General features: G+C 34.6%; 12 protein-coding genes. 5 read left to right on the top strand and 7 right to left on the bottom strand.

The window, feature by feature from the left end:
• The first annotated feature begins 330 nt into the window (after positions 1–330).
• From mqnC to ACYQ0O_RS02955, 3 genes are read left to right on the top strand one after another with little or no spacing between them, the layout of a single operon-like run.
• Complete coding sequence (gene mqnC, locus ACYQ0O_RS02965; RefSeq protein WP_459890480.1) at positions 331–1386, top strand: cyclic dehypoxanthinyl futalosine synthase; 1056 nt, start codon at positions 331–333, stop codon at positions 1384–1386.
• A 6-nt stretch (positions 1387–1392) separates the two neighbouring features.
• Positions 1393–2229 carry a menaquinone biosynthetic enzyme MqnA/MqnD family protein gene (locus ACYQ0O_RS02960; protein WP_459890479.1) on the top strand — a complete coding sequence of 279 codons (837 nt, stop codon included), beginning with the start codon at positions 1393–1395 and terminating at the stop codon, positions 2227–2229.
• A 14-nt stretch (positions 2230–2243) separates the two neighbouring features.
• Complete coding sequence (locus ACYQ0O_RS02955; RefSeq protein WP_459890477.1) at positions 2244–2987, top strand: DUF4197 domain-containing protein; 744 nt, start codon at positions 2244–2246, stop codon at positions 2985–2987.
• Positions 2988–3133: 146 nt separating this feature from the next.
• Here the strand turns inward: ACYQ0O_RS02955 and ahcY are convergent, their stop codons facing one another.
• The 7 genes from ahcY to rnr all read right to left on the bottom strand — a co-directional run bounded on the left by ahcY (position 3134) and on the right by rnr (position 13129).
• Entirely contained in the window at positions 3134–4396 is a 1263-nt protein-coding gene (ahcY, locus tag ACYQ0O_RS02950) for an adenosylhomocysteinase (RefSeq protein ID WP_459890475.1), read from the bottom strand.
• A gap of 220 nt (positions 4397–4616) precedes the next feature.
• Positions 4617–7355 carry an AAA family ATPase gene (locus tag ACYQ0O_RS02945; protein WP_459890473.1) on the bottom strand — a complete coding sequence of 913 codons (2739 nt, stop codon included), beginning with the start codon at positions 7353–7355 and terminating at the stop codon, positions 4617–4619.
• Positions 7352–8413 carry a metallophosphoesterase family protein gene (locus ACYQ0O_RS02940; RefSeq protein ID WP_459890471.1) on the bottom strand — a complete coding sequence of 354 codons (1062 nt, stop codon included), beginning with the start codon at positions 8411–8413 and terminating at the stop codon, positions 7352–7354. Before ACYQ0O_RS02940 ends, ACYQ0O_RS02945 begins: the two co-directional genes overlap by 4 nt.
• A gap of 4 nt (positions 8414–8417) precedes the next feature.
• Positions 8418–9872: an ArnT family glycosyltransferase gene (locus tag ACYQ0O_RS02935; RefSeq protein ID WP_459890469.1), complete on the bottom strand. Its 1455-nt coding sequence runs from the start codon at positions 9870–9872 to the stop codon at positions 8418–8420.
• A gap of 47 nt (positions 9873–9919) precedes the next feature.
• On the bottom strand, positions 9920–10198 hold the full coding sequence (locus ACYQ0O_RS02930) for a lipid-A-disaccharide synthase N-terminal domain-containing protein (RefSeq protein WP_075069685.1): 279 nt from the start codon (positions 10196–10198) through the stop codon (positions 9920–9922).
• 38 nt (positions 10199–10236) lie between these two features.
• On the bottom strand, positions 10237–10971 hold the full coding sequence (locus ACYQ0O_RS02925; protein WP_459890467.1) for a glycosyltransferase family 2 protein: 735 nt from the start codon (positions 10969–10971) through the stop codon (positions 10237–10239).
• Positions 10964–13129, bottom strand: a complete 2166-nt coding sequence (gene rnr / locus ACYQ0O_RS02920) for a ribonuclease R (RefSeq protein WP_459890465.1) — start codon at positions 13127–13129, stop codon at positions 10964–10966. The genes ACYQ0O_RS02925 and rnr overlap by 8 nt, the downstream gene beginning before the upstream one ends.
• 179 nt (positions 13130–13308) lie before the next feature.
• On the opposite strand from rnr, the gene qrcA reads away from it, so the two are divergent.
• Together qrcA and qrcB are read left to right on the top strand one after the other, a co-directional pair.
• Positions 13309–13845: a menaquinone reductase multiheme cytochrome c subunit QrcA gene (gene qrcA / locus ACYQ0O_RS02915; protein WP_075069684.1), complete on the top strand. Its 537-nt coding sequence runs from the start codon at positions 13309–13311 to the stop codon at positions 13843–13845.
• A gap of 27 nt (positions 13846–13872) precedes the next feature.
• Positions 13873–15927: a menaquinone reductase molybdopterin-binding-like subunit QrcB gene (gene qrcB / locus ACYQ0O_RS02910; RefSeq protein ID WP_459890462.1), complete on the top strand. Its 2055-nt coding sequence runs from the start codon at positions 13873–13875 to the stop codon at positions 15925–15927.
• Positions 15928–15949: the final 22 nt, after the last annotated feature.

The raw sequence follows: 15949 nt of genomic DNA, 5'->3' as shown, positions 1-15949 counted from the left end.
GCTTGATATGCCTATTGGCAGCTTTTTCATAATCCCCCCTGAATTAATTAAAAATTGAGAATTTATAATAGAATTATTGAATTATTTTTTGAGATAATATGGTCACTTTTTATTCTTAGAGACTTTATGTAGATCAACAATGCTGAGACAAATTAAAAAAAACTTAATACACCAATCTTTTAAACCTGTTATGTCTTGCGATTTAATTTTTCTATGGTTACAAAATCATCAGAGATGGTCAATACAAAATTGTTGACACCTCTTTAGTTTGTAAATAGCTTCTTTGTGGAAATTACAACTTTTTAATATTCTTTATATCTGGACATAAAAATGCTAAAAGAAATTATAGCTAACGTATTGGAAGGAAAAAGGATTACCTTTGACGAGGCATATTGGCTATATTTAAGGGGATCTTTGTTTGATCTTGGTAATCTGGCAAATTATATCAGAGAAAAAAAACACCCTGAAAAAATTGTCACATATGTTGTTGATAGGAATATAAATTATTCAAACATATGTGTATGTGGATGTAAATTCTGTGCATTTTTTAAATCTCCTGGAGACAGAGATGGATATGTTTTGACCTTTGATGAGCTAGATAAAAAGATTCAAGAGACCATAGACCTTGGAGGTACACAAATCTTACTTCAGGGAAGCCACCACCCAGACCTCAAGCTAAATTTTTATATGGATATGCTCAGCCATATCAAAGAAAAATTTCCATCTATCCATGTTCATGGGTTTTCCCCACCTGAAATAGTTCACTTTAGTAAACTAAACAATATTTCAATCAAAAATGTGCTTGAACAATTGATTAAAGCTGGTCTTGATTCAATACCAGGCGGTGGAGCTGAAATCCTGGTGGACAGGGTAAGAAAAGAGGTCTCCCCCAATAAATGCAGCTCAGGTGAATGGCTTTATGTAATGGAAACAGCACACAGGCTTGGGCTTAAGACCACTGCTACCATGATGTTTGGCCATGTTGAAACCATGGAAGAGAGAATTTTACATCTTATCAGAGTAAGGGACTTACAGAATAAAACAGGGGGATTTACTGCATTTATTCCGTGGGGATTTCAGCCTGATAACACCAAAATAAAGGCAAGAAAGATTACATCTGTTGAATATTTGCGTCTTCTTGCTATATCCAGAATAGTACTTGACAATTTTGATAATATCCAGGTGTCATGGGTAACCATGGGTCCTGAGATTGCCCAGCTTGCCTTATTTTTTGGTGGCAATGACTTTGGTTCCACAATGATTGAAGAAAATGTGGTGGCTGCAACTGGTGTTAAATTTAGACTGTCCATAGATGAAATCAAAAACTATATAGAAGAAGCTGGTTTCCAGCCCAGACAAAGACGAATGGACTACACATTGGTTTAATGTAGGATGGATAATTACATTACAAAAATTAAACTTGGGAAAATAGGTTATTTAAACGTCCTCCCAATATATTATCCCCTTGAAAAACAGATAATAAAAAATTCATTTGAGGTAGTTGAAGGTATACCAGCCAGATTAAATGAACTCATGTCCCAGGGAAAACTGGATATAAGTGGTACATCCTCCATAGAATATGGAAGAAACTTTGATAAATATCTGCTAATTCCTGATATTTGCATAGGGTCAAATGGACCAGTTATGAGTGTCCTATTTTTGAGCAAAATACCAATAAAAGAACTAAGTGGCAAAAAAATAGTATTGACTGCGCATTCACATACATCTGTGACCCTTCTTAAAATATACTTGAGATCCAGAAATATTGAGCCAGAGTTTGTTGTTGGAGATGTAACTAAAAACATACATGACAAAGACATTTTAGGGGCCCTTGCAATTGGAGACGAGGCCCTTCACCTTAGGGGAAGCACCCTATTCCCCCATGTGATGGATATGGGAGAAGAATGGAGAAAACTAACAGGCCTTCCCTTTGTGTTTGGAGTGTGGGTGGTAAACAAAAAATCTCTTGATAAAATTGGTGACAAAATCATAGACTCATGTAAACTCCTGCTTATGGCAAAGAATTGGGGGAAACTTCGACTTGATATGTTTGCCAGGATTGTCGAGGACAAAAATATATTAAACTACCAGGAGGCCCTTTCATACTTCAAAGGACTCATATACGATATGAATATACAATATCTGGAAGGATTAAAGCTATTTTACAAATACTCTTATGAAAATGGATTAATTGATAGGAAACCTGAAATCAATTTAATGACTATTTAGAAAAGGAATATATTGTGCCCAGAAAAATATCATATTTATTTTTAGTTGCTTTGATTTTTGTCTTTAGTAGTGCCCATGCTGGATTTATGGATTTTTTTAAAAAGCAGATAAGTTCAAAGAGTGTTTCAACTGGTCAAACAAACTTGTCTGAAGATGAGATAAAAAAGGGATTAAAAGAGGCCCTTTTAGTTGCCTCTAAAAGAGTAGTTACCAGTGCAGGAAAAGAAGGTGGTTTTTTAAACAACCCCAAAATTAAAATACCCCTTCCCCCAACCATAGAAAAAATTGCCATATTGGGAAAACAAGTTGGACTCACATCACAGGTGAAAGAGTTTGAAGTTTCAATGAACCATGCAGCTGAAAAGGCAACTGTTGAGGCCCTTCCAGTATTTAAAAAGGCTATTTCAGAAATAACCATAGAAGATGCGAAAAAGATTTGGAAAGGTGGAGACCATTCTATTACAGATTATTTTAAGCAAAAGACTGAAAAAGAACTGGTAAAGCGTTTTTCGCCAATTATAGACAAGAGTTTGAGCCAGGTGGGAGTTACAAACCTATATAAAAAAATAATGGATTCCTCTTATGGCAAAAAGATAAGGGCGTATTTTGGGAATAAAGACAATTTTTCCCTAAAAGACTATGTCACAAACAATACTTTAAAGGGTCTATTTACCCTAATGGCAGAAGAAGAGGTCAGGATCAGAAAAAATCCAGTGGCAAGGACTACAGAACTTTTAAAAAAGCTCTTTGGTAAATAAATATCTATCTCCTTCCCCTTTTCATGTAATCTATCTATTATTACTCCTTACTTATAAGATCAAAGGGTATTTCCTAAAAAAGGGACAAAAGGCTTTTTCCTTCTGTCCCTTTTTATCAAAGACAATTCCTTTTAGCAGTTAATACGTTAAGTTCCTTCTTCCCAGGAATTTAGATACTCAATTTGCTCATCAGTAAGCTCATCAATTTCAATTCCCATGGCCTTTAGTTGAAGCCCTGCTATTTCATCATCTATTTCTTTTGGGAGCTGGATAACTCTATTTTCCAGCCTGTTCCTATTTTTTACTCCATATTCACAGGCAAGTGCCTGTCCGCAAAAAGATGTGGACATGACCTCACTTGGATGACCTTCAGCCGCTGCAAGATTGACAAGACGTCCTTCTCCCAGGATAAATATTTTTTTTCCATCTAAAATATATTCATCCATAAAAGGTCTCATCTGTCTCATGCCTGAATTTGCCTTCTCCAATGAGGCAATGTCTATTTCAACATCAAAATGTCCAGAGTTGCAAAGTACAGCGCCATTTTTCATGAGCTTCATGTGTTCTAAGCGTATTACGTGTTTATTGCCTGTTACAGTACAAAAAATATCACCTAGTTTTGCTGCTTCCCTAAGGGGCATTACCCTATATCCGTCATAGGCTGCTTGGAGGGCCCTGAAATTATCCACCTCACATACAATGACATTTGCTCCAAGAGCCCTAGCCCTCATGGCAACCCCTTTTCCACAACTACCATAACCACACACAACAAAGGTCTTACCAGCAATCAAGATATTTGTTGCCCTCAGGATTCCATCAATTGTAGATTGACCAGTACCATAATAGTTATCAACAAGATGTTTTGTCATGTTGTCATTCACAGCTATCATAGGATATTTCAGTGCCCCATCCTTTTCCATGGCCTTAAGTCTGATAATTCCTGTAGTGGTCTCTTCACACCCACAAATTATATCAGATATTAATTGGGGATAACTTTTGTGGATCTCTGATACCAGATCGCATCCATCGTCTATGGTTATGTGGGGCTTATGCTCAATTACGTATTTTAAATATCTATAGTAGTCTTCCCTTGTCTCACCCTTATATGCCCAAACCTTAACACCTTCTTCTGCAAGGGCTGAAGCCACATCGTCCTGGGTGGACAGGGGATTACAACCAGTAATGGCCACATCTGCCCCTCCAGCCCTGAGTGTCCTTACCAAAACACCGGTCTCTTTGGTAACATGCAGAGCCATCCCTATCCTTATTCCTTCAAATGGCTTCTCCTTCTCAAACCTTTTTTTGATTTCCATGAGAGCTCCCATATGTAACTCTGCAAGCTCTAAATTCTTTCTTCCCTGTTCTGCAAGGGATATATCTTTGACCTCAAAGTATTCTCCTTTATCCATAATACTCCTCCTTGGCATAATGTAATTATAAAATTTAGCCTGTTTTTGTTATAAATTCAAATGAATTTTTCCTGAAAAAATTAACAGACATCCACCGCCATAATAATTAGTCTATACTTACTAGTTATTTATAACTATAGAATTAGCCAGGATTTATTTTGTTCTTTAATAGCCTTTAATCTCTAAATTTGATTCAACCACGTAGAGATAGATAAGAGATTTATGAAATTAAAACTTTGGCTGACACTAATATGATCTGCCATCCTTTTTTTGCAAGTCCATCTAATAGTTTTCTGGCCTTTTCAGTTCTTTGATAATCAAAATATGCAAAGGGCTCATCCAGAAGTAAAAATGCCCTATTATTTCCAAAAAACGAAGAAATTAACGCCAGTCTTACAGCAAGGAGGAGCTGGGTCTTTGCACCATCTGATAGTTCATCAAAAGTAAATTCAACACCTTGTTTTGATATGGCCATCCAGGATTTTGAAAAATTTTCTTTACCAGAAAATATTGTATTGTCGTTGTATACCACCTTTGAATAATTACCCTTTGTAATTTCAAAGAAATTTTTAGAGGTGGCATCAGATAGAGAGCTTAGATATTTTTCCTCAATATTTTGTCTCAATAACTCAAGTACCTGTCTGGATCCGCGCAAGATACCCTCTATCTTATCCATACTTGAGAGTTTTATTAAACTATCCTCTAACTCCCTTCGCTTTTGCTCAAGCATACTAAAATCAGGTACATGGGTTAGAATACCTTTAAGCTCAGAATACTCTTTAATAAGAACTTCTTTCTCATCCATAGCTTTTTTCAATTCATCATCTAATTCCTGTTTAATTGCATGAAGCTCATCAGGGGTGTAAGATTCATATTTTTTTACCTGTCCATAAGAGAGGCCTTCTATCTGAGAGTCTATGTCTCCAATTTTTGTGAGTTCTTTTTTAATTGAAGAGAGTTCTTTTTCTAAAAAATTGGCCTTTTCTATATATGCAGACCTATTGGATGTTGCCTCTGTGAGTTGCCTGGAAATGTTTTCTATTTCCTGCTTAACCTCCTCTATTTTTGCCTTCACATCATCTAAAGATATATCTTCAAACCCATTTCCATATAACTGACAAGCTTTTTTATCTATTTCCAGTTTAAGCACCTGTATATCCACATCTATCTTTTTTAAATCGTTTTGTTTTGCTACAAGTTTTCCATTGTTTTCTGAGTATTCCTTTTCCAGTTTTCTTAACTTCTGGGTCAAAATCTGTTTCTTGTCATTATGCTTATTTTCTTTCTCCTTGATCTCATCTAAATTAGTCTTCAAATTTTCTTCCTCTTGAGTTGCCCTCTTAATTTCAATTTCCTGTTTTAACAACTTATCCATATTAGCCTTTATTTCATCTACTTGTTCTTTCTGATACTGTTTTTTTAACTCATTATATCTTTCTAATTTTTTTATTATATCAAACAAATTCTCTCTGGATTTAAATACCTTTAAATAAGGAGCTAACCTTTTCTTTATTTTCGATATTTCTTCATTGGTAGTAACAGTAGCTATAAAAGAATCATTGCTTAAATGCGCCTCTCCCTTAAACTGTATAAAATTGCCTTTATTTATCAATTTATCATTTACAAATATAGAACCTTTCTTTACCTCAATCCTGCCCATGGAGGACTTAATTAACCCATTTAAAATATCCATATCAGTTATTAATTTTTTCAAAAAATTTATATCATATGTGATATAATCCTTTATCTGATCCTCCAGATCACCAATCTGTACTTTAATATGTTCCAGTTTTTTAAACTCCTTTTCCAATCTTTTTCTTTCTCTCAAAATAAAGGCGTTTTTTTCCTTTAATATTATAATGTTATTTAACTCTTTTTCTAACTTTAGTCGTTTATTATGAAAATTTTTTATCTCTTCGTTTACTCCATCGATACTTTGCGAAATTTCATCTATAGTTTGTTTTATAGATTTATTTTTATTTAATAAATCTATACAATATTTTTTTGTTTTTTCTTTTAATTCTATCAACGTATTTAATTCACGCTTTTTTTGTTTTAAAAATTCAATATCTTTACGAAGATTCAATAGATCATTTATACATTTCTCTTTTTCCTTTTTCTCAAAAGAAAGTTGCTTAATCTTTTTAGTTAAGTATTCTATCTGTTTTTTAACGTCATCTAATTCATCTAAAGTTTTCTTTAATTTTTTTTCATGCTCCTCTTTTATTTTATAGGAAATAATTGCATCAATTGTATTGATATTGTCTGTTTTTTCAGATATATTTTGAGAGAGCATTTCGATTTTTTTATCTAACTCATTATATCTTTCCAGATTCATAGAATATTTTTCAAAATCTGACTCAAGGGATATTATCTCACTTCTTAGCTTTCTGGATTTTTCCTCTAACTCGCCATACAATTTGCCAAACTGACCTGCCTTAAATCCCTTATTTTTTAAAATTATCTTATCAACAATTGATATGAGTTTATTTATCTTTTCCACATTTAAAATATCTTTTGTGAATTTTTTAAACTCAGCAGAATCTGAATTTATTGATAAGTCCCTTTCTTTTAAAAAAAGCAAATTTTTTACCACATAAGGGAAAAATTGATATCCATTTTGTTTAAAAAGATCTTTTATACTAGACTTAGATGTAAGATATGTACCATCCTCTCCTCTTAGTAATACACTACCCTCCTGACCATTTAAGATAATTGTATAGGAAATATCATTTAACGCAAAATCAAGTTCAATCACTGGCTCTTTTCCTGATCCTTTAGTGGCCTTATTCACAAGGGATAAAGGATTAAAGGAAAATACATCTGAAATGGCGCTGAGTATAGTACTTTTTCCAAATTCATTTTGCTCTTTTAACTCAAAAAATGGATAATCAAATTCCAGGGAAAAGTCCCTATGTGTTAGGTAATTTATCAAGTGTATTTTATTTAACTTTATCATAGCAAAAACTTATTTTTTAAAAATTCTTCTATTCTTGGTTTTGTTAGATTCCCCCTGATACTTTTTAAAATAAAAGATCTTATGTCATCAGCTATATCTTTTTCAATATACATATTACTGGATAAAATATCATCCAAACACTCTTCTATAATCCCATAAATTCCATCTTTTTCATATTCTATTACATCATCAGACAATTTTATATTATTATTTCCCAAAATCTCTTCAATCTGAGGTTTTAATTCTTTATAATAGCCTGTAATTTCAACAAAATGTCCCTTATTTGCCCTATCGAGTACTAAATTAATATCATCTAATCCCATAATATCCTTTTTATAAAAGGAAGGTGCATCATAAAACATCTGATAGTCAATATTAACACCATCATCTAATATCACCTTCACATAACCACTTGACACATCTTTTTTCTTTGAAAATTCAAATTGTACCAATGGTCCAGAGTATGCACATTTATTGAATCTTTTAAAAGAATGATAGTGTCCAAGACATATATAGTCAAAAAATAGTTTTTCCAGTTCACTAACTGGAATTTCTCCATATTCTGGTCTCTCACTAAATGGTCCGTGCACAACTCCAATATGGTATCTGGCATCCAGCCTGGGTAAATCTGGAATCTCGAAAAAACCTCCATAAAAGGCTATGTTGTCCACTACTTGAGATGGACTATCTGGCGATAAAAAAACTATATTATCATTTTTTAGATATAATCTCACATCAGGTCTTAAATAAACAGAGTCTTTTGTGTATGCATCGTGTCCTATTATTTCTTTTTCATGTACATTCCCTCCACCAGGTATAATCACTGTATATATATCTTCATTAGAGATGACAATTTCAAAAAATTCTTTTACCATACTTGATATAACAAAATTGGAATCAAATATATCACCAGCTATTACAACATATCTTACACCTTCTCTCTTTGCATCATTGTATAATCTTTTTAAAAATTTCTTTTGTAGGTGAAAGAGCTTATCTCCAAGGTATTTATTTCTTGCTCCAATATGGATATCTGCTGTATGAAACAATTTTATCATAATATTATAGTTTCCCTTTAAAATTATAACATTTAAAAACTGAGTATAACCTATAGCTATTTTTCCCAATATTTGATTTTATTTCTGCCACCTTCTTTACACTGTGAAATGAGCTTAAAAGTTCACTCCCATTTTGTCTTCCCTTTAAGATCACCAAGCTGTCTCTGCCGACCATATCTTCCCCAGGACCATCCCACACTTCATACTGGTCTTTGATGTAGCTTGGTGTTCTATCTATCTTATATATAAATGGATGCTCACTCATATAAAAAGCCATTTCTGATATTATATCTCTTTTATCTCCAACAATAAAAATATTTTTTTTATTCTTCTGACTATTATAAATATCACTAAACTGAATGGCCAATTCCTTCCATCCTTTAGCACGTTTTGTTGGATCAATCTTTGTTCCACTTATTTTTTCAATGGTAAACACAAAAGGTGTTATATAAGTTAAAAAAACAAACAAACAGGCAACAATAAATCCCCTGTTTATCCATTTCTCAAATTGTTTTTTGTTAAATTTCTCCAAACTCCATGCAATTGAAAATATAATTGCAGGAGGATAAAAAAGTGCAGGCCAATTTGCATTTACCCTTTGTTTTATACTCAAAAACAAGAAAACAATCAAAGGAAGTGGTCCAAAGACGAATAAAAATCTAAACCTTCTATCCAGGCTATTGTATTCCAAAATTCCCCTGTAGATTGAAAGATAAATAATAATTGCAAAGATAGGGGTCATGATTAAGGCCTGACCCCCAATGTATTCAAGAAAGGTCTTAATACTTTTAAAAAGAGATAAATTTGAGGATAAATGGTGTGCAGTTTCCTGAAATGTAACCCAGTTGTGTTTATAGTTCCAGTATAGTGGAAGGGATATAAGAGAGAGGGAAATAATTAAAAACAAAAAAAATCCCTGGGTTTTTAGAAGAGGTCTATACTTTTTATCAAAAATAAACAAAAAAAACATAATGGCTAAATAGGCGAGCATCATCTGTTTACTCAAAAAAGCAAGTCCCACGCTTGTGCCAAGGATACAAAAATATAACAGTTGTCTTTTCCCATTTGTTTCAGTTACTTTCCACAAAAAAAGCAGGGATAGTGTTCCAAAAAAAATTAGAGGTGGATCTATAGTCATCACAAAGGAGAGAGCTGCATTTGCTGGAGTGAGCAGGGCAACCAAAGATGATAATAATGCCACATTTTCGTCAAACATTTCCCTGGCAAGCATATACAATATACCAACAGAGGCTGTACCAAATAGGGCTGCAAAGAACCTCACCCCAAATTCATTTATGCCAAACAGAGATGTGGATATATAATTTAGCCAGGCAACCATAGGGGGTTTGCTGTAATATCCAATGTCAAGGTGTCTTGACCAGTCCCAATAATATGCTTCATCAGGAACCAACTGTAGGGGCACCATATGGATATAAGCCAGCCTAAAGATAAGGACCAAAAGCAAAAACCCCCAGATGGTTTTGGTGGGTAAATTAAAGGAGGGCTTCAACTTGCTGCCTCCCTCTTCTTTTTTTTATGAATTAAATATAAGTTTCTAGAATATATAAAAATTCCAGAACACTGTCCCAACATAAATACAGGATCCCGCCTCCAAGTGGCATAGGCAAAAAGCAAAATTCCTCCACATAAGCTAATGTACCAGAAAGCCACAGGAACTACACTCTCTTTTGCCCTTTCAGAGGCAATCCACTGGACAATGAATCTTGATGCAAAAAGGGCCTGTGCAAAAAAACCTATTCCAAGCCAGATTTTGTCTGTAAGCATGGATATTTACCTCCACTAGATATGTAAAATCAACTAAACTATTTCAGATCATTACTTACTTGCGTAATTTCATATCGAAATGTCCTTTTTCTAAACCACCATATACCTATCAAGTCCAGTATTCCCACCCAGAGCCTATTGGAAATATTATATTTACTTGTTCCCCTAAAACGAGGACGGTGATTAACAGGTAGTTCTTCCCATGAAAACCCCTGGTGGTGAATTATTGTGGCAAAAAACCTGTGCATTCCTTTAAAAGGGGGCAAAAATTCAACACATTCCCTTTTAAAAACCTTGATTGCGCACCCAGCGTCTCTAACTGTCTTTCCTGTTACAAGGGTCCTGAAAAAATTTCCTATTTTTGATGAGACCTTTTTAATCAAAGAATCCTGCCTGTTTTTTCTATATCCAGTCACAAAATCCACTCCCTTTTCCTTTAGCACTTCAAGTAATTTAGGAAAATCCGCTGGATCATTTTGACCATCTCCATCCATTGTCAAAAGGATCTCTCCCCTGGCACGCTTAAATCCAGCAAATAATGCTGCTGACTGTCCCATATTTTCCTTAAATGAAATAAACTTATGTCTATTATCTTCTTTGCATATTTTCTTTAATATCTCCAGACTGTTATCCCTAGACCCATCGTCTATCCATATACATTCCCATCTTTTATCTATTCTTTCCATGGAGCTGTTTATCTCTGTGTATAGTTGTTGTATATTTTCTTCTTCATCTTTTATTGGAATAATAATGGAATAGATAATATCATTCATCTATACTTTCCTCCCTGTTCTCTTCACATAGTTCAAAGTCTATTTCCATTTTATCTAAATTAACACCTGCAACCTTTACATTTACCTTATTTCCAATTTGAAATATTCGGCCAGTCCTTTTACCAATCAGCCTCTGGTATGTATGGTCATAGATATAGTAGTCATCTCCAATAGAAGATAGCCTAACCATCCCCTCTGCCATGGCCTCCTTTATCTCCACAAAAAATCCAAAATCCATGACCGAGGATATAACTCCTGTAAATATATCTCCAACCCTGTCTTTCATAAGCAAAACTGTGAGTCTTTTCAGTATATCCCTCTCAGCACTTAGGGCCACCCTCTCCCTTTTACTCAGGTGTTCTCCAAGTGTCTTCATCTTCTTCTCTTTTAAAAGACGGACATTCTCTATTCCAAGGTAGGTTTTAAGTATCCTGTGCACAACTACATCGGCATATCTTCTAATTGGAGAAGTAAAGTGGCAATAACAATCAGAAGCAAGGCCAAAATGGCCAGAATTCTTTGGATCATAGAAGGCCTGCATCATGGACCTTAGCATAAGTCTATTTACAAGGAATTCAAAATCCTTTCCCTTAACATCTTCAAGTAATTTTTGTATTGATTTACTATCTATCTTATCTGGTATCTTATTGCTAATCTCTGTGGTTTCCAATATGGCAAATAAAGAGCCCAGCTTTTCTTCATCAGGCTCAGGATGCACTCTGTACATACACGGGAGTTCATTTTCCGTCAAAAAACCTGCAACCGCTTCATTGGCAGCTATCATAAATTCCTCAATAATTTGATGGGAAAAATACCTAATTTTTGGCTTTATAATAAAATCCTTGATGGCCGTGTGATCGAGGTCTTCAAATATAACTTCTGGCTCAGGTATGTCAAAATCAATTGCACCCCTGATAGTCCTTTTTTTATTTAAAATCTCTGCTAAAGTCTTTGCACTATCCAGCATCTCACAAATACCTTCGCCAATTTCTCTTCTCTCATCCATGTCCCCTTCTATAACGGCCCTTTGTACCTGGGAGTAAGTTAGTCTCTTTTTACTTTTTATAACAGCACCATAGAATCTGGATCTTTTCATATCCCCCTGTTTGTTAAAATCCATCTCAACCACCATTGCCAGCCTATCTTCACCAGGATTTAAACTACAGATATAATTTGATAATTTTGGGGGAAACATGGGCTCAACAGATGTGGGGAAATAGTATGAGTTTCCCCTCTCCCTGGCCTCTAAATCTAAAGCTGATCCCACTTTAATGTAATGGGTTACATCTGCAATGGCTACATAGAGCTTAAATCCCATACCTATCTGTTCCACAAAAACTGCATCATCAAAATCCCTTGCATTTCTTCCATCAATTGTAACAAAATTAAGATCCCTTAAATCCTTTCTTTTTCTAAGATCGTTGTCTGTAATCTTTAATTTAATTTTATCTGACTCTTCAAGCACCTCTGGGGGAAACTGCCTGGGGATTGAATGAAAAATCTTTACAATCTCTTCCTGGACTGAAATTTCATCAGATTCCCCGAGTATTTTTACTGCCTTTGCAAAAAATACATTTTTTTCATAAAATTCTGTTGGCCTTATCACTGCCACCTGATTTGTGTTAACAATAGTATCTTTTATATCACTGATATCCACAATAAAATCAAAAGGCAATTTTGTATCACATGGACGGGCCAGAAAAACAGTATCTGATAATTTCCTGATCAACTGAACAGGGATATCCTCAATATTTTTCCTGATAACTCTAACCACCCTTCCTTCAGGGCTCTTCCCTCTTGAATCAGGAAGGAGGGCAACTACCACATGATCTTTATGCCATGCGTCCTTTAAATTGTCCTTTGAAATATATACATCCTTTCTTCGCTTATCATCTGGAATCAAAAATCCATAACCATCTGGATGAAGTTCTATCTCTCCCTTTACAAGCTCCATCCTCTTTATAAGGCCATATGCCCTTCCATGTCTTATTGGAATTATTTCTCCATCCTTTTCTAATCCATTTAAAATCTCTTTTATCCTGTTCTTTTCCTTTCTTGTGGGAGATAATTTTTTATAAATGTCCTTAAGTGTAACTGGTCTTGAATACTTATAAAACAATCTTAATATAACTCGTTTTGTTATCTTTGATTTTGCCATAATATTTCACTTCCTTAAAATGATGTGCATTAAACTTCAATTGTCCTTTACTGGAACTTTTGGTTTTCCTCTTGACAATAGATAACTTTCATGTCTAACTGTCAGAAATCTATATATATAATAACCAAATAAAACAACCATATTAATTAACCATTTCATTAAAAACTGGAGGTCTTAGGGTGAATAAGAAAAAAAAATCAGGATTTACCCCCTTTTTCCTCGGATTTTTAACTGCCCTGCTCATTGGCTGGTGGATATTCCCAAATATTATATTTTCCAAACAAGAACAACCTTTTAATTTTAGCCACAAGGCCCACTTGGAACAACTGGGAGATTGCAGTGCATGTCATTATTTCAGAGACGATGGTTCCTTTAATGGTATCCCCTCTCTGGAATCGTGTGAATCTTGTCATGCAGAGGCAATCACAGGCACACCTGATGAAAAGCTGTTTGTGGAAAAATATGTTAAGAAGAACAGGGAAGTGGACTGGAAGATTTATCAAAAACAACCAGATAACGTCTATTTTTCACATATAGCACACCAGAAATATGATTGTAAGACATGTCATCCAGACATTGGCAACTCAAAGACAATGCCTCCATATTTTGAAAACAAGCTTACAGGTTATTCAAAGTACACCATGAAGATGTATAAATGTGAAAGGTGCCATGCTAAGAACCATGCATCCAATGCATGTTATGTTTGTCATAAATAGATACATCAAGGACAAGGAGCATAAATTATGGCTTTAGATAGAAGAGATTTTATAAAATTTGCAATAGGCGGCGCCATAGGCTCTATGTTTACTCCAATTCCCTGGAAACTGGCAGATGACATCTCCATATGGACACAGAATTGGCCCTGGATTCCCAGAATACCAAAAGGTGAACTCCAAAAAAAACCATCTGTAATCAAACTTGGAAATAGCCCATATGGGGTGTATGTAAATTTTGTTGGGAATAGACCCTGTACAATATCAGGGAACGGAAAACATCCTCTATCCCTTGGAGGAATTGATCCAATTGGGGCGTCTGGTTGTGCACTAATGTATTCCCCATCAAGGATAAAAAATCCAAAGATAAAGGAAAAAGACGGAAAATTTAAAGATATATCAATAGAAAAAGCAAAAGAGATACTAATCACTAAACTAAAAGAAGCATCAAAAAATACAGATTCCATCTTATTTGTAAGTGGAGACCACACCTCTTCCAGTAATGAGGTATTTTCCGCCATCCTTAGTAACCTTGGATCAAAACTCTTTTTCTTGGAGCCATCTGACAGACAAAAATATTTTAAGGCATGGTATGAATTTTTAAATGGAAATGGAGAGGTGGGATTTGACATAGAAAACTCAGACCTAATTTTGGTTGCTGGATGCAATTTTTTGGATAGCTGGGGGACACATGTTCGAAACCAAAGGGCATTTGGAAAAGGCAACACAAAAATATATTTTGTAGGACCATATAAAAACAATACCTCTATTGTTGCTGAGAGATCTCTACTAATATCGGAAGGAAATATTTACAAATTCTTATTTGCAGTAGCTGCTTATCTGGCAAAAATCTCTAGCAGAATACCACGGATATACGGCATAGAAGAATTTATATCCTTTGTGTCTTCCAACTATGAGCCATCAAAAGTGGCAGAAGAGATAGGGTGCAGAGTATCAGACATAGAAGAATTTGCCGTGGCACTAAAAAATGCTAAAAGACCTCTGGTTATTGCTGGATCATCTATAAGTGGAACCGGGCCTATCCAGAACATATTGGCAGGTTTGATCCTCAATGTCTTTTTAGACAGGATCAACCAAAAAGGTGGTATCAGGTGTATCCCAAAACCTCCTTCTGTAATTTCCAGTTCAATGGACCATAATGAAATCCTTAAAAATGATTTAATGGATTTAATATACTCAAAAGGGTCACAAAAAATAAAGACCGCCATATTCTATGAAACAAATCCATTTTACTTTCTGCCTAAAGATATAAGATCCCATCTAGCCATTATACCCTTTAAGGTATGTTTTTCACCATTTATGAATGAAACAGCTCTAGCCTGTGATTTAGTTATACCCTCGCCCTATTTTCTGGAAAGGCTGGATGACTGCTTTACACCTTTTGGATCTGGTTCTGCCAACTACTGTGTATCAGACAAATTAGTGGAAACAGACATAAAAAATCCACCAGACTTATTCATAGAAATAGCAGGGAGTTTGGGCATTAAATTAGAAAAATCTTCTTTTTATGATGTTGTAAAAACAAAATCAGAATATCTTGGCATTAAAATTGACAAATTAAAAGCAGGAGATATCTGGACAGACGATACCAATGAAATCCAGTATGGACTTAAAATCTGGGATGATAAACTACAGGAACTATTCTCACAGGAAATAGATAACAATAATAAAGGGCTAGAACTAATTCCAATTAATGTTATTAAAGTGGGTAGTAATTTAGTTGGCTTATATCCATTTGCATTGGATGTAATATATGAAGATGAAATAGCAAACCATGATCTGTTTGCCCGAATACACCCAGACACTGGAGAAAAATATCATTTAAATGAAAAAGATTTTGTAACAATAAAGACAAAGTCTGGAGAAATACAGGCAAAGATAAAGATTGACCCAGGGGTTATACCTGGAGCTGTTGCAATTTTAAGTGGTCTGGGAAGGTCAATAGAAGATCAGTTCAACAAAAATATTGGAGAGAATATTTCAGATCTATTTGAAGTAAAAAAGGATGATAAGACTGGATCATTTTATTGGTCCCCAAATAGAGTAAGTGTATCAAAAATATAAAGTGGGGTTAGGATATGTCAGG

The organism is Desulfothermus okinawensis JCM 13304 (assembly GCF_054654515.1).
The sequence above is the reverse complement of the archived record's forward strand: the minus strand, read 5'-3'. Positions and strand labels throughout refer to the sequence as shown.